This window comes from Sporosarcina sp. UB5 (genome assembly GCF_050859005.1).
In the GTDB taxonomy this organism is placed as follows: Bacteria; Bacillota; Bacilli; order Bacillales_A; family Planococcaceae; genus Sporosarcina.
Genome location: NZ_CP125984.1, coordinates 2,394,963 through 2,413,151, shown reverse-complemented (window position 1 = coordinate 2,413,151; position 18,189 = coordinate 2,394,963). Strand labels below are relative to the sequence as shown.

At 41.5% G+C, this 18,189-nt stretch carries 18 protein-coding genes; all 18 read right to left on the bottom strand.

Going from position 1 to position 18,189, the window contains the following annotated elements:
- Positions 1 to 3: 3 nt before the first annotated feature.
- The 18 genes from QM454_RS12130 to QM454_RS12045 all read right to left on the bottom strand — a co-directional run bounded on the left by QM454_RS12130 (position 4) and on the right by QM454_RS12045 (position 18,189).
- On the bottom strand, positions 4 to 1,020 hold the full coding sequence (locus tag QM454_RS12130) for a rod shape-determining protein (protein WP_432358393.1): 1,017 nt from the start codon (positions 1,018 to 1,020) through the stop codon (positions 4 to 6).
- A 170-nt stretch (positions 1,021 to 1,190) separates the two neighbouring features.
- Positions 1,191 to 1,868 (bottom strand): RadC family protein, encoded by a 678-nt coding sequence (gene radC, locus QM454_RS12125; protein ID WP_432363985.1) that lies wholly within the window; start codon positions 1,866 to 1,868, stop codon positions 1,191 to 1,193.
- Between the two features lie 28 nt (positions 1,869 to 1,896).
- A complete protein-coding gene (locus tag QM454_RS12120; RefSeq protein ID WP_432358391.1) occupies positions 1,897 to 2,496 on the bottom strand; it encodes a Maf family protein in 600 nt (199 codons plus the stop codon).
- 96 nt (positions 2,497 to 2,592) lie between these two features.
- Positions 2,593 to 3,282 (bottom strand): hypothetical protein, encoded by a 690-nt coding sequence (locus QM454_RS12115; RefSeq protein ID WP_432358389.1) that lies wholly within the window; start codon positions 3,280 to 3,282, stop codon positions 2,593 to 2,595.
- Positions 3,283 to 3,372: 90 nt separating this feature from the next.
- On the bottom strand, positions 3,373 to 4,128 hold the full coding sequence (locus QM454_RS12110; RefSeq protein WP_432358388.1) for a prepilin peptidase: 756 nt from the start codon (positions 4,126 to 4,128) through the stop codon (positions 3,373 to 3,375).
- On the bottom strand, positions 4,125 to 4,808 hold the full coding sequence (locus QM454_RS12105) for a pilus assembly protein PilO (RefSeq protein WP_432358386.1): 684 nt from the start codon (positions 4,806 to 4,808) through the stop codon (positions 4,125 to 4,127). The genes QM454_RS12110 and QM454_RS12105 overlap by 4 nt, the downstream gene beginning before the upstream one ends.
- Positions 4,801 to 5,415 (bottom strand): PilN domain-containing protein, encoded by a 615-nt coding sequence (locus QM454_RS12100; RefSeq protein WP_432358384.1) that lies wholly within the window; start codon positions 5,413 to 5,415, stop codon positions 4,801 to 4,803. Before QM454_RS12100 ends, QM454_RS12105 begins: the two co-directional genes overlap by 8 nt.
- 2 nt (positions 5,416 to 5,417) lie before the next feature.
- Positions 5,418 to 6,371 carry a type IV pilus biogenesis protein PilM gene (gene pilM, locus QM454_RS12095; RefSeq protein WP_432358382.1) on the bottom strand — a complete coding sequence of 318 codons (954 nt, stop codon included), beginning with the start codon at positions 6,369 to 6,371 and terminating at the stop codon, positions 5,418 to 5,420.
- A gap of 42 nt (positions 6,372 to 6,413) precedes the next feature.
- Positions 6,414 to 6,863, bottom strand: a complete 450-nt coding sequence (locus QM454_RS12090; protein WP_432358381.1) for a competence type IV pilus major pilin ComGC — start codon at positions 6,861 to 6,863, stop codon at positions 6,414 to 6,416.
- Between the two features lie 118 nt (positions 6,864 to 6,981).
- Positions 6,982 to 8,193: a type II secretion system F family protein gene (locus QM454_RS12085; RefSeq protein ID WP_432358379.1), complete on the bottom strand. Its 1,212-nt coding sequence runs from the start codon at positions 8,191 to 8,193 to the stop codon at positions 6,982 to 6,984.
- 2 nt (positions 8,194 to 8,195) lie between these two features.
- Positions 8,196 to 9,233 (bottom strand): type IV pilus twitching motility protein PilT, encoded by a 1,038-nt coding sequence (locus QM454_RS12080; protein ID WP_432358377.1) that lies wholly within the window; start codon positions 9,231 to 9,233, stop codon positions 8,196 to 8,198.
- Between the two features lie 11 nt (positions 9,234 to 9,244).
- Positions 9,245 to 10,903 (bottom strand): GspE/PulE family protein, encoded by a 1,659-nt coding sequence (locus tag QM454_RS12075; protein ID WP_432358375.1) that lies wholly within the window; start codon positions 10,901 to 10,903, stop codon positions 9,245 to 9,247.
- 30 nt (positions 10,904 to 10,933) lie between these two features.
- On the bottom strand, positions 10,934 to 12,265 hold the full coding sequence (locus QM454_RS12070; protein ID WP_432358374.1) for a VanW family protein: 1,332 nt from the start codon (positions 12,263 to 12,265) through the stop codon (positions 10,934 to 10,936).
- A 53-nt stretch (positions 12,266 to 12,318) separates the two neighbouring features.
- Positions 12,319 to 13,683 carry a hypothetical protein gene (locus QM454_RS12065; RefSeq protein ID WP_432358372.1) on the bottom strand — a complete coding sequence of 455 codons (1,365 nt, stop codon included), beginning with the start codon at positions 13,681 to 13,683 and terminating at the stop codon, positions 12,319 to 12,321.
- Between the two features lie 18 nt (positions 13,684 to 13,701).
- Complete coding sequence (locus QM454_RS12060; RefSeq protein ID WP_432358370.1) at positions 13,702 to 14,169, bottom strand: prepilin-type N-terminal cleavage/methylation domain-containing protein; 468 nt, start codon at positions 14,167 to 14,169, stop codon at positions 13,702 to 13,704.
- Between the two features lie 21 nt (positions 14,170 to 14,190).
- Positions 14,191 to 14,622, bottom strand: a complete 432-nt coding sequence (locus QM454_RS12055) for a PulJ/GspJ family protein (RefSeq protein ID WP_432358368.1) — start codon at positions 14,620 to 14,622, stop codon at positions 14,191 to 14,193.
- A 119-nt stretch (positions 14,623 to 14,741) separates the two neighbouring features.
- A complete protein-coding gene (locus QM454_RS12050) occupies positions 14,742 to 16,469 on the bottom strand; it encodes a sensor domain-containing diguanylate cyclase (RefSeq protein WP_432358366.1) in 1,728 nt (575 codons plus the stop codon).
- 16 nt (positions 16,470 to 16,485) lie between these two features.
- Complete coding sequence (locus tag QM454_RS12045) at positions 16,486 to 18,189, bottom strand: sensor domain-containing diguanylate cyclase (RefSeq protein ID WP_432358364.1); 1,704 nt, start codon at positions 18,187 to 18,189, stop codon at positions 16,486 to 16,488.

The following is an 18,189-nucleotide window of genomic DNA, read 5'->3' as shown; positions in this document are numbered from 1 at the left end:
TCATTACCTAGCTTGCATCTTTTTAATTACTTCGAAGTTATCTAGCGCCTTCCCTGTTCCGATCGCTACGCAATCAAGTGGGTCTTCAGCGATGAACACAGGCATATTCGTTTCATCTGAAATAACTTTATCCAAGTTTTCAAGTAATGCTCCCCCGCCCGTCAAGACGATTCCGCGTTCCATAACATCCGCAGAAAGTTCGGGAGGAGTAGCTTCCAATGTTTTCTTAACACCTTCAATAATTTGCGAAATAGATTCCCGGAGTGCTTCAACGATTTCATCTGAAGAAACTTCCAATGTCTTCGGAAGACCAGTCAATAAATCACGGCCTCTAATTTCCATTTTTTCTGGTTTAGAAGAAACTCTCGCCGAACCGATTTCAATTTTAATAGCTTCAGCCGTACGTTCACCGATCGTCAAATTATACATTTTACGAATATAACCGATAATTGCACCGTCCATCGAGTCTCCACCTACACGGATTGACTCGCTCGTAACGATTCCACCGAGTGAAATGACTGCAACTTCAGTTGTACCGCCACCAATATCGACGACCATGCTGCCTGTAGGTTCCCAAACTGGTAAATTAGCACCGATAGCTGCAGCAAACGGTTCTTCTATCGTAAATGCATCTTTTGCCCCAGCTTGTCTTGCAGCGTCAATAACTGCACGTTGTTCAACAGATGTAATGCCGAAAGGAACGCAAACCATGACATTTGGCTTTTTCCAAGCACTGCCTGCAGCTTTTGTCGCTTCTTTCATATAATGCTCGATCATTGCTGTCGTTATTTCAAAATCAGCGATGACACCATCTTTCATCGGGCGAGTCGCCACGATAGAACCAGGAGTCCGTCCAATCATATTTTTGGCCGCTGAGCCGACTGCTACGATTTCATTCGTCACTGTATTTTTCGCTACGACGGACGGTTCCCGAAGAACAATCCCTTTTCCTTTAATGAAAACTAATGTATTTGCTGTGCCGAGGTCAATCCCGACATCTCTTGATCCAAATCCAAACAAATCTGTTCTTCCTTTCTATTGCGACCGCTTAATATGGTCTTCTTGAAATCATACACCACATTATAACGGATTGGAGAACAAATTCACAGTGTCAATAGCAATAGGAAGTTTTTTGATGCTAACGCCATCTTTTCCCGGAAGGGTGATTTAGCTCATTTACTAGACTCTATTTAACCCATATATCCTTTTTCTTTTAAACTAATGAATCGATGATCACCAATAATAAGATGATCCAGAAGATCGATTCCAATAATAGAACCCGCTTCAACAAGCCTTTTTGTCACTTCGATATCCTCCGGGGAAGGTGAAGGATTTCCCGAAGGATGGTTATGTGCGCAAATAATGGAAGCTGCAGACCGTTTCACCGCTTCTCGGAAAATCTCCCGAGGATGCACGATGGATGAGTTTAGACTACCGATGAAGATCGTCTGCTTATGCAACACTTCATTTTTCACGTTTAAAAAAAGAACGACGAAATGTTCTTGAACGAGGGAAGACATATCCGTCATCAAGTAAGCGGCTGCGTCTTCCGGCGACTTAATTACATAACGACCTTCGGAATGTTTGCGATATAGCCTTTTACCGATCTCAACAGCTGCTAAAATTTGGACAGCTTTCGCTTGTCCTACCCCCTTAACAGCAGTCATCTCTTCCAAAGTCGCATCTTTTAAGTCTTGAATCTTATCGAACGACTTTAATATTCTGTTGGCGAGCATTAATACAGATTCTTCTTTTGTCCCTGTTCGAAGTAAAATGGCGATAAGCTCCTGATTTGATAGACTTCCAGCACCTTGGCGGATAAGCCTTTCACGAGGTCTATCCGCGATATGTACATCCCGGATCATCATCTGCTTTTTCACATCGACTGTCAAAGGATTATTCACCTACCTTCAACTGGACGATGCCTTCTTTTCGTAACGTTTCTACCAATTTTGCTAACGGTAATCCGACTACATTCAAATAGTCACCTTCTACCTTTTCGACTAGTAAAGCGCCAGCCGTTTGAATACCGTATCCACCAGCCTTGTCCATCGGATCCCCTGATTCGACATACGCTCGGATTAGCTGATCATCAAGTTCCTTGAAAGTCACTTTCGTTTCTACAGAAAAGACAGATGACAATCCGCTTCCGAGAATGCTGACACCTGTAAAAACAGAATGGGTTTTACTTGAGAACGTTCGTAAAAAGCTCTCAGCCTGTTCAATTGATGACGGTTTCGGATAAACCTCCCCGCCAAAGACGACAATTGTGTCTGCCGCGATAATGACGGCATCCGTTCGAATTTGAGACACCGCAGTCGCCTTTTTCTTTGCAAGTTTCTGGACATAATCATTAAAATCCCCATTAACTAATTCCGCATCTTCTTCGACATCACTCGGCATTGTTTCGAATGGAATGCCAAGATTTCCGAGCAATTCTTTTCTTCTTGGTGAACCGGATGCTAAAACAATCGGCATATTTGTCATGAATTCCATAGTAGCAACCTCCTTTTTCTTTATCATACTGCAGAAGGTGCACAATGAAAATTTTCATAAATCGGCAATAACTTGAATTTGCCCCCATTTCCGGCTTTAAAAATTGATTTTCACACAGCCGTTGTTATGCGAATAATGGGATATTAACTGAAGGCGGATAATGCGCAAATCTGATGTAAATGCCGTTACAGCAACTACATTCTTGCGAAAATCAGCTAATTTTTCATCTTCAGCTTCCTCTTCCGAGACAGTCGTCAAAACTTTAATTTTCGATAACTCCGTTTCCGACAGAGCGCTTCTCAACTTCCCTGCCCCAACCGTAGAACACGTAGAGGCATCGACAAAAAATGGCTTCCTGAACGTACCCTCGTATTCACTCACTTCGACTTCATCTTCCTGTATGCCGACTGCACTCCACACATAAAATTGTCCTCCGATTTCAAGAATTGCTGCTTTCGCGAGACTTACATCTTGCGCCACAAAATCTTGCGCGGATTGTACTGTCGAAAACACGCCATGCTGTTTTGCAAACAATTTGAGTCGGTCCGTGTCTCCAGAAATCGCCGGACCAGATGTAGGGGTCGTTTCACTAGTGGAAGGAGTCGTTTCAGTAGAAACAGGCGGGTCTGTTGCAACAATTTTGTTTTCTGCCGTCTTTTCCTTCCCTTGTCCATTTGTCCCGATAATAAGAAAACCAACAATGGCCACTGCAGCGATTCCAATAACAACGCCGTGCAGCATCGCCATTGCAACTGTTACTTTTGAATATTTCTTCTTAAAATTCATGCCAGATCACCCCGTTTTTTAGTAACCTTACCAAATCCGACATGAAAAAGAACAAGACGTATGTCGCCTTGTCCAAAAAAATTTATCGACTTAAATGAATAATTGCTGATACCATTCGACAAAGTCTGCTCCGAAGAAGTACGAAATGACAGCCGCGGTTGCGATTGCTGGCCCAAATGGGATAGGCGTCTTCCTCCCTTTCCCGTTTTTTTTCAGCATGTAAATGCCAACAACAGAGCCAATGAGTGAGGCTAAGAACAATGTTACTAGCGTGTTTACCGTTCCAAGCACGAGACCGATAACGAAGAACAATTTAATATCCCCACCGCCCATTCCACCTTTCGACACGACGGCAATGAGATAAAGCACCGCAAAACCGACTACGGCCCCTAATAAGCTATCCCACCATGGCGACGTTGGTATAACCCACCGGAGGAGTAGAAACGCAATAGCGAACGGCAGAAGCACTTTATCGGGGATGATCATATAAGCTAAATCTGAAACGGTAATGATGACAAGCAATGAAACGAAAAGCAATGCGATAATTAATTCCAAACTGAAGCCGAGACGAATAAACGTAAATGCGAATAAAGCGCCAGTTACAAACTCGATTAGCGGATATAGCGGACTAATTTTTTGTCCGCATCCGTTGCATTTCCCGCGAAGAATAACATAGGAAATGATCGGAATTAAGTCCAACAGACGAAGCTTTCGATTGCATTTCGTGCAATGGGATGGCGGAGAAATAATCGATTCTTTTTTCGGAACACGTAGTCCAACAACATTGAAAAAGGAGCCGAATATCGATCCGTATATGAAAAACAAAAGTAGCCAAACGACATTCATTCACGATCCCCCATTTGAGGCAATTGATTCACCGGCGTCGGATCTAGTTTACGGGACGACTCGGGTGCGTTTACTTTCGGCGCTTCATCCTCAAGATTCCCTAAATGCGATCGATAAAACGCTTTGAATGTAACCGTTAGCTCGATAATTTCGTTCTCTTGTTCGAATGATGTAACTTCCTCGGGAGCAGTAAATCCAATTCGATCTATAATGAAAATCCGTTCCATTGATTCGATTTCTTCAATGAATTGATCAATTTGACTGTATGTATTTGCCACTACGCGCACGTCCGTTATGACAGCTTGTACATTTTCAACTTGTTCAGGCGGATTTTCAATTCCGATGGGCTCAAGTGAAAAACTCACTTCGTGTACACGTACATCTGATTTCACTTCTGCTTTCAACACTTGAAGGAGAATTAAATCTTCAAGCGGCTTCACAGGCACTTTCTCCTGCAATCGTCGCGAGCTCGATAATCCACCTTGACTTTGCCGTGCCTCTTGACGTTGCAATGCGAAAAGAATATCCCTTTCATTTGCCAATGTTTGCGTAGCCTGCTCCTTTAATTGTTTAGCAGGAGCATAAACATTGAAATACGAATAAGTAGCAAGAGCTAATAGGAAGATAATCGCCAAAACGAAGAGCCCAATCTCCTTCTGACGTTTTGTCAAACTATTCATCGGAGCCATCCTCCTGCCCATCTGTTTCTATCATTTCGTCAGCGTCCACGACAGCACTACGTTCATCCACATATGTAATAGAATAAGACGCTTCGAATCGTGGAAGCGCGTCAACACTTTCATCATCTAGACGATGTGCGACTACCGACTGTAGCGTTGCTGCCGATACAATTCCGGACGATTTTACCCTCGTCAAATAGTAGGCAGCTTCCGATTGATGATCAAACTGGACAACGACTGTCGACTCGTGAGGGGCAGTAAATTCGAACGAGACAAAAAAACCTCTTTCCGGCAATAAAGCAACGAGGTCACGGAGCAATGGCAATGTATTAAACCGATATGCTTCTGCCCATTCAACGGTCGATGCGAGTTTTTCCCGGTCATCTGCATGAGTTGAAAGTTTAATGTTTTCTCGGATAGCCTCCTGGCTTGCATGCAAAGCGGCTATTTGCCCTTCCACGTGAACTGTCTCCTTCTTTAAAGAAAGGGATAACATAAAAAGAGACGCCCAAAAAAGAATAGCCGCACTTAAAATGACGAGTGCAGCGATAAGGAGTGTCGACCGCTCCCTCTCCTTTTCAGGCAATAGATTAATATCAACGAGCATGACTACACCTCTTTCAATGCCAATCCGATCGTCCGATTGAACGTTGCGGGCAATTGTTGTCCATTCTGAAGCTGCAGCGGCTTTTTCAACAATCGTTCCGCTTCGATAGAAAACCGTTCCCGTATCGTAGACAATAAATCATCCATTTCACTATACTCGCCATTGACGAGCAAATGCGTAATGGAAGCAGTTTTGTTATGTAAATTATATCGGTAAAAATTCATCAACTTTTCAAGTTCCATCATAATTGTTGTTGGCGTAATCGCATGGGAATCCGAATCGGCGTCCACAACAATCGAAATATCTGCTGATTGCGTCAAATCGACAGGCCGGATGAATAGCGGATAATGCTTATGGAAAATCGACACAGTCAAAACCCCGTCATGCATATCAGCTATGAGCACATGCTCACGCCCGTCAAATTGATACATCTTGTAAGCAAGACGGTACAGCGCAAGCGGTCCGATGTCTGCAACGACAGGATTCAACTTCACCTCTTCGAGCACATCTTCGTACTTGTCCAAAATGCTTTCCTTTGATGCAATTAAAATCGCTTCTTTACTATTTTCATTCAACGTGCACGGCACAACATCAAAAACCGGATCATCAAACGGCAAATAAATCGTTGACCCGATTTCAATAAAGAAATGCCCTTTCAGTTCATCCGGCTGAATATCTTCAGGATACGGTACTTTTCGAATCATCACATATGTATCAGGAGCGAGGAACTGCACATCACGCTTCGCAATGCCCCACTCCTTCACAGCACCTTCCAAAATGTCGACAAGATTTTCCGCATCAACAATCTTCCCCTCAACGACCGTGTTCGGAGGAAGCTTCACTTCCTCCGCAACATCGACGACGAGCGGCTCCGTCGACTTCAACCGAACAAAACGGACGGCATCATCTTCAATTGTAAGTGTAGCCGGCTGTTTGCGGCGGTTGAATAGAATCATATTCAATAACTCCTAATTAGAATTAATAAAATCACGTCTCACTTAAGAATTATTAGGAACTGGGACAATATCCGAATTTTTACTCTCGTTTATTTCTTTAATTGTCGCATTATTGAAAGTTATAATTTTTCCGTTCGTTGTTTTAGCCGTCGCTGAAATATTAAAATCCTTTCCAGTCAGACCTTTAAACACCTTACCGGCTCCATCTCCAGCACCCTCTTCTAATGTACCAAGATCTTTCATATAACCTTCATTTTTAAGAACTGTTAAAGTAACGCTATCTGTATCATTATCCACAAAGTATAATTTAGCTGCTTCAATCGCATTTATTGCGTCAGCTTTTGCTGCTTTAATTCTTGTATTATCAATAACCCCACCAATCGACGGCACCGCAATCGCTGCTATAATCCCCAAAATGACAATAACCGCTAAAAGCTCGACAAGCGTTAGTCCTTTTTCGTTATTTATACGTTTCTGCAACCACTTTTTCATTCTAATTCCTCCCTAGCCTATTTTACTTTTTATTCAATTTAAGAATACCAAACTACTAGTTTAAATGAAACTATCAAACTATATTTGCAAGACTATTTTTATACTTCGACATAATTCGCTACAAATTGTCCATTTCTGTAAAGAGACTGAACATCGGTAACAGAATCGCCAGGACTATTGTACCGACTAACCCTGCTAATAGGACGATCATAAGCGGTTCAATCAATGCTTTTAGCCGATCTGTCGAGGCGTCGACTTCTTTTTCGTAGAAATCGGCTACTTTTTCAAGCATCGCGTCAAGCGACCCAGTTTGCTCTCCAATTGCAATCATATGGGGAATTAATGGCGGGAACGCCCAATGCCCGGACATTGGGTCTGTTAATGAGCCGCCCTGTTCGAGCGACTTCTTCGATTCGCCAACGACCCGTGAAATGACTTCGTTTTCGACAATTTTCTCCGTCATCGTCAATGCTTGCAAAATCGGAACGGAGCTCGAAAATAAAGAACTGAGCGTTCTCGTCAATGTGGAGAGCGCTGATTTCTTCATAAGATCGCCGAAAATCGGAAGCCGCAAAAGGAAGGAATCTAAAATAAATTTCCCTTCCTTATTGCTGCGCAACAGTAGTACACTAACAACGAGTGCGGCCGCTAGTAGGATAAATGCATACCAATACTTCACGATGAAATCACTTGCTTGTAAGACGAACAGTGTCAGCCATGGAAGCTCGCCGCCGACGCTTGCAAATAAATCAACGAACATCGGAACGACGAAAGCAAGTAGGAAAATGATGACGCCAATTGCAACAACGCCTACGACAATCGGGTACGACATCGCAGAAATGACTTTTTGCTTCGTCATATGTGCTTTTTCGTAATGGTCTGCTAGCCTGTCTAATGAATCGTCTACCGTACCGGACATTTCACCTGCTTTCACCATATTAATGACTAATGGCTCAAACGCTTTCGGATGTTTCGTTAGCGCATCGGATAATGAGCCGCCTCCCCGTAGCTCATCCCCGACAGAAACTAATATTTTTTGAAATAGCTTCGATTCAACTTGTAAGGATAGAATACGGATTGATTCCACGATCGTTACTCCCGCACGAAGCAATGTTGAAAATTGTCGGAGAAACATAATGAATTGTGTCCGTTTAATCGGTTTTCCGAGGTGAATCTCTTTCGTAAGAACCGTTTCGGCTTGCTCGGTCAAATTCGTTACACGAATTCCTTGGTTTTTCAATTTCAATGCAGCTTCTCGTTTATTCGCCGCAATTATAACGCCGGATCTTTTTGACTTTGCATCACGGCCTTCGTATTTATATCTTGCCATCGTCAATGCTCACCTTCGATGTACGGCATTGCCGCTTCGTACGTAATAAGGCCACGGTCAAGAAGGTGCCTAACCGACGTTTCCATCATATGCATTCCCATAGATTTGCTCGTCTGGATAACATTCGGGATTTGATGTACCTTTTCTGAGCGTATTAAGTTGGATATCGCTGGGTTGTTGATCATTAATTCGGTTGCTACTCTTCTCCCTTTTCGATCGACTGTCGGGAAAAGCCGTTGCGATAATACTGCTTTCAGTACACCAGCTAATTGAACACGAATTTGGGATTGTTGCCCATGCGGGAACACATCGATAATCCGGTCAATCGTAGAAGCCGCGCTCCACGTATGAAGTGTCGCAAGGACAAGATGCCCAGTTTCAGCTGCAGTAATAGCAGTTGAAATCGTCTCTAGGTCCCGCATCTCTCCAACTAGAATGACATCGGGGTCTTGACGTAAAGATGCACGTAACCCATCCGCAAAAGAACTTGTATCAAATCCAACTTCCCGTTGATCAATAATAGAAGATTGATGAGAATGAACATACTCGATTGGATCTTCGAGTGTAATAATATGTTTTCGCATCGTTTCGTTCATATAACGGATCATCGCTGCAAGCGTCGTTGATTTTCCTGAACCGGTCGGGCCAGTAACTAATATGAGCCCTTGTGGTGTTTCAGCTAACGACTTTAACGCCCCCGGCACTTGCAATTCATCAATTGACGGAATGATAGTTGGGATTGTCCGGAAAGCGAGCGAGATCGAGCCACGTTGTTGGAATGCATTGACACGGAAACGAGCAATACCTTTTAATTCATACGAATAGTCGATTTGTCCTTTTTCAAGGAATGTATCGAATAATTTCTCTGGGATTGTCGATTTCGCGGCACGTTCCGTGTAAGTGTCATCAATGACCACTTCTCCGAATCGTTTTAACTCTCCGTGGATGCGAAAAACAGGCGGCACGCCGACCGTCAAATGGATATCTGACGCGTTCAACTCAAATGCTTTTATCAAAATATGATCTATTGTTTCATTCATAGCTAGGTCCCCTATTCAATAAGTGAAACACGCAGCACTTCTTCTGTTGTAGTGATGCCTTGTTTCACTTTCTCAAGTCCATCGTCAATTAAAAATACAGTGTTATTCCGCATCGCAATTTCCCTCAGCATCGCGGGCGTGCCGTGGTTATTAATCACTTCACGCATTTCGTCATTTATAATAAGCACTTCATGAATCGCTACTCTTCCGCGATATCCGGTCATATTGCAAGCGGCGCAGCCCGGTCCGCGGACGATCGTTTCAATGTCTTTTCCACGTTTTGCGAATATCTCTTTTTCACGGTTCGTCGCTGCCATTTCCCGCCCACAATCTCGGCATACGCGGCGGATGAGCCGTTGTGCAATAATCGCATTGACAGAAGCCGTTACTAGGAACGGTTCTACACCCATATCAATGAGTCTCGTAATCGATGCAATCGAGTCATTCGTATGGATCGTGCTAAGGACGAGGTGACCGGTTAATGACGCACGAATGGCAATTTCTACAGTTTCACGGTCACGAATTTCACCGACCATGACAATGTCCGGATCCTGCCGTAAAATTGATCGCAAACCGGTTGCGAACGTGAGTCCGACTGCCGGATTTACTTGAATTTGATTAATGCCTTCTAGTTGGTATTCGACCGGATCTTCTACCGTAATAATGTTTACTTCTTCTTCGTTTAATTTGTTCAACGCTGCATACAACGTCGACGATTTACCCGAGCCAGTCGGTCCAGATATTAAAACAATTCCATTCGGTCGTTCAATTTCCCGCATGAACCGCTCTAAATTCACCGGGCTAAAGCCCAATTTCGTTAAATCATTTAATGAGCTACTCAAATCTAAAATACGCATAACAACTTTTTCGCCGAAAACGGTTGGCAATGTCGACACGCGTAAATCAATTGGCCTAAAATCGATTGTCGCTTTAATCCGCCCATCTTGCGGCACTCGATGCTCCGTAATATCGAGGCTCGACATGATCTTAATCCGCGCGGTAAGCATCGCCTGCATATGTTTTGGTAAATACCGTTCCGTCTTTAGCATCCCGTCGATCCGGTAGCGGACAACGACTTGATGCTCTTGCGGGTCAATATGAATGTCGCTCGCCTTTTGTGTAATAGCCGAAGATAATAACTGATTGACGAGCCGGACAATTGGGGAATCAAGATCCGTAAGTTCATCTTGCTGCTCCCTCGTTTCTTCTGGCTGTTCGACAAAAAAGTCTTCGAGCAGATCATCTTCGTAATACTTCGATAATGTCCGTAAAATATCATCTTTAGAAGCGATTGCCGTTTCAATATGGAAACCCGTCGACAACCGCAAATCATCGACTGCCAAATAATCCATCGGGTCAGACATTGCTACAAATAATCTATCTCCATCAGCCTTCAACGGCACGAGAAGATTTCGTTTCGCAAACTCTTTCGGAACGATGTTGAACAGCTTCGGATCGAATGGGTATCTAAAAAGATTAACGTGAGGAATCCCTAGTTGAAATTCCAATACTTCAATTAATTGTTGCTCAGTAATATAGCCTCTTTGAAGAAGTGCGTCACCGAGTTTTTGATCACGCGGCTTTTCTTCCAATGCTGTTTGAAGTTGCGCTTCCGTAATGAGTCCTGATTCAACGAGCAAATCGCCCAATCGTTTACGTGTCGTCGCCATTTTCATCCCTCTTTCACTACTAGACTTCAATCATTTTCCGGATATAGGAAGGCCACTCTTGTCGTAAATGGTATCCCCTTCTCCCAACTCTTCATTGACGGAGTTGTTGGATTCTACCTGTCCCGAATTGGCTGTTTTCGTTCCCGTATCTGAATTCGCATTACCAGTTTGAGTCAGATTAGTTTCCTCATCATTTATGTCGTTCGTCACGGAATCACCTTTAGATAATGGATGGATTTCAATCCGATGGACCGGCGCATAAAAGTCTTCGGAAATATGTTCACTGTTAACGATAGTTCCATTGACGGTGAGCGTCCGAGTCACGATTGCTTCCATACCTGCTTCACCTACTTGCGAAACGACAACTTGTCCATCGTTTACGAATGCGCTATATTGCCGGACTGTCTCCGGTTCATACGTCTCTACAGTTGAAATGGAAGGTACATATGTGTGAAAGAATGGCAGGCCTTCAATTGATAGATGAATGGCCCCAGCCGACCAAGCTGCTCGAATGGTGAATTCTGTTTTGTTTATGTTTGTAAACTTGAAGTCGAGCCCTAATGTTTGGTTCATCGCCGCTTCGAATCCTAATTGAATCGTTTGGGGGAGGGTTGTACTAATATTGCGCTCATCAATTTGGAAGTTTGTTTGTAAAATTGCGTTATACAGTATAGAAGCAAGCAATGTCATTTCTTCATCACTAAGCGGGTCGACATGATCGCCCATCAGCAATTCCATCATTGAAAATGATTCAAACGGTTGAATAACTAAATCGTCTAGCGCATTTAGCGCTTTTGATAATGCAGGTGCTATTCCGTCAATGCTATAGTCGGATGATGCCAACAATACATGTTCTATTTTATTGTTTCCAAGATAGTCAGTAATATAGACATTTCTAGGCATAATACCGGTTTGCAATTCTTTTTCAATGCCCGCAGCAACTGAATTGACTGCATCATTTGACAACGTAATAGTAGTTAGTTGCTGGCTGAGGACTGTACGTAACCCTTCACGCGAAACGTTTGCAATGATTGGATTGTCCTCACCTGAGTTCGCATTCGCAAGCGTCATGTCGATGTCAAATTTGATTATTTCGGGTGGAAGCGAGAATTGAATGTCTTGGTAAAGTAGGTTCACTTCCAATTTAGTTTGGAGCTCAGCAAAGTCTGAAGCTAATTTAGTCTTCGCTTGTTTCGTTTTATTGTTGGAAATATTGAAAGGGCCGATGTACGTGTGGTCTGTAAATTTATTGTTGGTGATGAAGCTATTACCTGCGAAGGCTCCTGTAGCATAGACACCTGAAAAAATTAGTACTGCAATTAAAATACTAGTTGTAATTACAAAAATACGTCTAGTTTGCATGTAAGGATACCTCCTATTCAAAACGCGCTGTTCACATTGACTTCAGTTCTATTTTAATACGTTACATCGACGACTGGATTAATCCATGTTGGTTCATCTATATCTTTTATACTTGCACCAGCACAGTTTTCAAATAGCACGTTAGGATCTTTACTAAATGCCTCCGGACTAATAGGAATATAATTTAAATTACTATTCCTTGGTGGGTTACCATTTCCTTGCACATAATAAAGATAACTAGAACTATCTCCTGAAACTTCATTTAAATTGACAGGTCCCCCTACACAGACTTTTGACCCTCCAGTAACTTTTGCGACTTTGCCATTACTAACTAGTTTTCCATTAATAATAACTATTGACTTGTTATTGACTTCCAAAGACTGTTTACTGTCCAAATCCCCACGTGTTACTATTATTGAATTATTAATATCCATATGTTGTTGCACTTTCATATTTCCTAGCGCAAAATACTTGCTCTTTGAAAAATCTTTAAAATTATGATATTCGTTCAATGAACCCTTAACATAGAATTGAAGATTAGTAGCACCATTTATGTTAAATGAACCTTCAACATTATTTTGCACATAAATTTTAGCACCTACAATATGTGGTGCAACATTTCCTTTATTATTCTTCGAAATATTATGCTCGAAATATAAAGTACTGTTATTAGCTTTTTTTATTTTGTCTATATCTTCTGCAATACAAATAACATTAGAAGGAAGTTTTCCGTTATTAGGAGTATTACACGGCAAACTTGGCTTCTCAATAAATGGAAACTTATCAGTATTTGTAATCCAACTTAAATCAATACTGTTTGTACCGCGGTTCGATAAATTACTTTCTCCCGATATAAATTCAGGAATTTCAAAAAAGACGTTCAGTGACAAAACATTCTCACTTTCTCCATCTCCATTTACCGGGTTATAAACGCCTATTACCTTTCCACTCACAGAAACCTCATGTGAATCAGTCGCCGAATTACTTTTAAAGTCATGATAGCTAAACTCTAAATAATCTTGTATTTTATGAGGTGATAATTCCTTTTGAATAATATTTTCAAACTCATTTCGAAGCTTACCTACTAGTTCAATTCTTTTTTGACTCGCTAAACGCTCAATCTTCCCTTGTGGATCCTTTTCATTCGGGTCATTAAGAATGGCTTGTTTCCCATCTGAAAACTCTTTCCACTTATCATCTCTTATAGGGTAATATGCATTCAAGAATTGCGACTTATAATAATCCACACCCATCTCCGCAGCAACAACTGACAAATGGTTCTGATCCACTCTCTGCTCTTGCTTTGCATTGCTCAAGCTTCCACGCATAAACAGAGCTGAGACTGTCATGATAAAAACAATTAAAAACAAAACGACGAGTAACGCATATCCTTTTTCATTTTCCATTGTTTTTCTCACCGTTCATCACTCCAATCGTTAGTTATGCTGATAGCGTGAAATGTTAGAGTCAATCGTTACATGTGGATTTTTCTTATCGGGATCTCGCATGACAATTGTTAAATCATAGGATGCGTTATACCCTTTTGCATCAATTAAATACAGTTTACTTTCTTCAACGTCCGTATCTCCATCTACATATATTTCATAATAAAAGTCAGAGGCAATTTGCTTCGTACCTTGATCTACTCCATTTACTATACACTGCTCAATTCGTATTTCTTCATGGGTTGCCGTTAAATTATACGTTTCACATTTCCGATGTAATTGTTGAATTTCTGTAATGATTCGATTAGCTTCTTGCTGCCAGCGCAGCTTCTTTGTCTCGACAATATTGTATTTCATACTCACCACTACAGTCGTCCAAATAAGGGCTATTACTAAGGTGACGAGGACAAGGGTAACCAAAACTTCAACGAGGGTCATGCCATGTTCGTCTCTTTTCATCTTCCCGTCCCCCCCTCTACCTTATTGTTCGATATAACCAAACGTTTCACTAATTACTTTTCCTTCTTTTATTACTTGAATATGAATTTTATGTAGCTGCTTCGAATTAGGATGACTATTTTTCTTTAAATCTTCATCTTCGTAATAGTCTACTCGTATTTGATAGCCGTTTTTTTCATATGTATATGTACTAATTTTGTTTGCATTCTTTCCTTTAGTGCTATTTATATAGTCTTGAAACTCGTTATTTCGTTCAGTTGTAACGTCTTTAAGTTCAGCTAATTCTCTTCTCGCTAAATTCATCGTCTCGAGCTTACTTTCCGTCCTCTCATTAAAGTTCGTCATTTGCGGAAAGATTGTTATGAAACCAATAAAGACGATGCCTAAAATAACGAGGGCGGCCAAGATTTCAACAAGGGTCATCCCTTTTTCATTTATCCTTTGGCTCCTCATTAACATCGCCTTCCTTCGTTTATATCTATTACTTACAGCATACAAAATCAATTAACACTAATCAACTAACCAATGAAAATAGGAAAAACCTCATATAAAAAGACCGGCATTGCCGGTCTTTAACTAACTACATTTTCACTTTCTTCTTCATAAACCCCTACCCGGTTACGGCCTGCCTGTTTGCCACCGATGTAAAGTGCGCGGTCTGCATTGCGCAGCAACTCCTTACCGTCTTTCGCATCCATTGGCAACGTCGCAACCCCGATGCTTACTGTCATGTTAACGATAGTCGGTTCCCTGTTTTCGGATAAATCTGGTATGATTTCAAAACTCGATTGTTCCATTTCTTTACGTATCATTTCAGCAAGTTCAATCGCTTCTCTTTTTTCATAATTCGGCAGGATCATGACAAACTCTTCACCGCCATATCTCGCCAACGTCATTTCGTCCATTTCGTAACTTTGCAATAGTTTTGCGAATGCGCATAGCAAATCATTCCCACTTTGGTGTCCGTATGTATCATTAATGGACTTAAAGTGATCGATATCGAAAATAATCGTAGATAATGTCGAAACTTCACCTGTATGATAGCGGACTACCTCTTCATCGAGCTTTGATTCCAAATAGCGAAAATTATAGAGGCCCGTTAAGCCGCACGTAACGCTCTTTTCTACTGTCCGCTCATAATACCTAGCTTTTTCCACTGCAGTTGCAAAATATCCAGTCAATAAATCGACCATTTTAATGTGCACATCTTCATATGCGTATCGTTCATTTGAAGTTAATATAAGAAAGCCTTCCGTCTTTTGATTCCGCTTAATCGGTGCAGTTATGACACTTTCCACGGACGAGTCAAACGTATATCCGTTGAGTGAGGCAACGCTTTTTTTCGTGAGGAGTATTTTCGTCACTTCCAAATCCAAGCCATCCCCTTCGGACCTTTTAAGTGGCAATGAAAACCTTGTCGGAGTGCCGTCACTAAATTCTCCTTCTTTATATGCAAGCATGACAAGATTCCCACCTACCCTCAAATCGACAATATATGCGTTATCATAAGGAATTACATCTTTAATTTTATCGATGAATGTATGAAAGACGTCGTCTACCCGTAGACTATCCGCCAAGTGATGGCCGATGACGGTCGAAGATGACAACATATCGTTTAGTTTATTCGACTTCATATATTTGCTAGAGACGAGTAATACAATTAAAAACGGAACGCCGATAAGCAAGAATGCTTTGTCGCCGAACTGCCGCGTAAGAAGCCAAAATGTAATAGCAAACGGCAACAGTAGAATTGTCGCAACATAATCCCACCAGAACACCTTTTTTAATACCGACGTGTTACGTTTAAACCATTTAAATAACAAGTACATGAAGGTGCTATTGATGAGCGAATAGGTGGATGCATATACAAATCCCGCAAGTAGAAATGTACCTAATTTCATTTCCAGCAGGGAACCACCGAACAGATAAAACATAGAGCTACTCACGATGGAAATGACAGCGAAACTAATTGAATTTACAGCAAACCGGAATAGTTTTGGTGTCGGTGATTTACTCAAGAAGAGCGATACAAACATTGCAATTTGCATGAATATCATTTCGGCGAGGACTCCATACTGGAAAAAGACTGAAAAAACAACCCATTTTTCCAACGTCAAACTAGCCCTATCCAATGAAATTGAAGTTGTCATTGTTGCAATGAGGAAAGCCAAGTAGATGGCCATATTCGCATAATCGTATGGCATTATAGGAAAGCGGTAAAATGCTAGAAAAAACAGGAACGGAACAACAATTAGCCATAATAAATAAGCTACTCTTTTATGTTTAGCTGTCACAATCATTTCCGTTCCCTCCTTGTCATCTTACGTATTCTCCTACCCTGTCTCTTCCGGCTTGCTTTGCTCCGATGTACAACGCACGATCTGCGTTTCGTAATAGACTCATCGCTTCGTCCGTATCCGTCGGTGCATTCGTAACGCCTACACTCGATGTGATGGACAATTTTACAGGGTACTTGTCCTCACCTAAATCAGGAATAATTGTAAATGCATGTTGCCTAATGAGCAACCGGAGCTGTTCTGCAAAATCGACAGCTTCCTCTTTCGAAAAATCAGGCAATAAATACACGAACTCTTCGCCACCGTATCGACCGATTGTCCCGTGGTCCGGCAACTCTTTTTCCAAAATCCTTGCAAGCCCATACAAAATATCATTTCCGCTTTGATGGCCGTATGTATCGTTCACTTTTTTAAAATGATCGATATCGAGCATAATGACGGATAAGTCGTCAATATCCCCCATTCGCATCCGATCCATTTCCGCATGCAATCGCTCTTCCAAATACCGATAATTGTATAGATTTGTTAATGCACATCGTTCACTGCGCTGCAATGCCTCTTGCACATATCTCGCCTTTTCAAGTGCGACTATATAATAAGAACTAAGCAAGTCCAATATCTTCAGTTGGTGATCACCGAAAGCTGATTTTCGATTGGACCCTAATAGAAGGATACCGTTCGTTTCATTGTTATGTGTCAACGGAATGCAAAGGACACTTTCTAATTCCTCTGGTGCTGAAGTTGTAGCATAATGCTCCCAGTCTTTCCGCTTCGAATAGATGACCGGCTCACCTTTTTCCAACACCATCCCTGCAATTCCTTGCCCAATTTGAACTGTTTGAAATGGTCGATCCACAAAACGACTTCTTTCATACCATTTTTCAAGTTCTAGCCACTCGTCATGGTTCGTGAACAGAAATACGTAATCAGCCTTGAATAAGTCACTCGTTTTTTTTATGAACTGTGTCGACACAGACTCTTCATCTGTCATGACGGAAAGGTCACTCCCGATTTCCCCGGCTTTTTTTATATAGTCATTAATCTTCTCAGAACGGCTATATAAACGAATAATAATGATTGTCATGAAAAAAGGAAACCCTAAAAGTAAAAAGGAAGTGATGCCAACCATATTTAACATAAAATAAAATGTCAACGCCAAAGGCAATATGATGATGAGAGTTGAATACTCAAAAGCGAGATCCTTTTTCGTATACGGGCTTTTTGCTTTCATTAATTTAAAATATGCACTCATTAAACCTACGTTAGCTGTTGTATGGACAAGTCTATACAACGCTAAACCAAACACGAGAGGCCAAAAGTCCATCGAGCCTATCTTCCCACCTAGAGTGAAAAATACGCTTGCCGAGACGACGGATAAGATGAACATCATAATCGAATTCAAGAAAAATCGACGGGAGTTCTTCTCCTCCCTTTTCGTAACAAATAATGTTGCAATTATCGACACTTGCATAACAATTATTTCAATTGCAATTCCATACATAAGAAAGGCAGGTAATGTCATCCACATTATTAAAGTAATTGGTTGTCCGTTCCTTTTAATTGGGAATAGCACCGTCAATGCTCCAAAAATAATAAAAAACATCAAGTAAAGTACATTGATGGTTTCTGGCATTTGTGTATAAAGAATATATACGATTCCGGGTGGAACAATGAGCAACCAAGCAACGAATAGACTAATTGTAGACCACTTTATTTCTGACAC

What these genes read in the sequence shown, in the direction of transcription:
- radC (WP_432363985.1), bottom strand. Translation starts at nt 1,868, where the DNA reads ATGATGATCCGGGATGTACATATCGCGGATAGACCTCGTGAAAGGCTT.
- QM454_RS12115 (WP_432358389.1), bottom strand. Translation starts at nt 3,282, where the DNA reads ATGAATTTTAAGAAGAAATATTCAAAAGTAACAGTTGCAATGGCGATG.
- QM454_RS12085 (WP_432358379.1), bottom strand. Translation starts at nt 8,193, where the DNA reads ATGGCAAGATATAAATACGAAGGCCGTGATGCAAAGTCAAAAAGATCC.
- QM454_RS12060 (WP_432358370.1), bottom strand. Translation starts at nt 14,169, where the DNA reads ATGAAAAGAGACGAACATGGCATGACCCTCGTTGAAGTTTTGGTTACC.
- QM454_RS12055 (WP_432358368.1), bottom strand. Translation starts at nt 14,622, where the DNA reads ATGAGGAGCCAAAGGATAAATGAAAAAGGGATGACCCTTGTTGAAATC.
- QM454_RS12105 (WP_432358386.1), bottom strand. Translation starts at nt 4,808, where the DNA reads ATGAATAGTTTGACAAAACGTCAGAAGGAGATTGGGCTCTTCGTTTTG.
- QM454_RS12080 (WP_432358377.1), bottom strand. Translation starts at nt 9,233, where the DNA reads ATGAATGAAACAATAGATCATATTTTGATAAAAGCATTTGAGTTGAAC.
- QM454_RS12120 (WP_432358391.1), bottom strand. Translation starts at nt 2,496, where the DNA reads ATGGAATTCATGACAAATATGCCGATTGTTTTAGCATCCGGTTCACCA.
- QM454_RS12070 (WP_432358374.1), bottom strand. Translation starts at nt 12,265, where the DNA reads ATGCAAACTAGACGTATTTTTGTAATTACAACTAGTATTTTAATTGCA.
- QM454_RS12100 (WP_432358384.1), bottom strand. Translation starts at nt 5,415, where the DNA reads ATGCTCGTTGATATTAATCTATTGCCTGAAAAGGAGAGGGAGCGGTCG.
- QM454_RS12090 (WP_432358381.1), bottom strand. Translation starts at nt 6,863, where the DNA reads ATGAAAAAGTGGTTGCAGAAACGTATAAATAACGAAAAAGGACTAACG.
- QM454_RS12050 (WP_432358366.1), bottom strand. Translation starts at nt 16,469, where the DNA reads ATGATTGTGACAGCTAAACATAAAAGAGTAGCTTATTTATTATGGCTA.
- QM454_RS12110 (WP_432358388.1), bottom strand. Translation starts at nt 4,128, where the DNA reads ATGAATGTCGTTTGGCTACTTTTGTTTTTCATATACGGATCGATATTC.
- pilM (WP_432358382.1), bottom strand. Translation starts at nt 6,371, where the DNA reads ATGATTCTATTCAACCGCCGCAAACAGCCGGCTACACTTACAATTGAA.
- QM454_RS12075 (WP_432358375.1), bottom strand. Translation starts at nt 10,903, where the DNA reads ATGGCGACGACACGTAAACGATTGGGCGATTTGCTCGTTGAATCAGGA.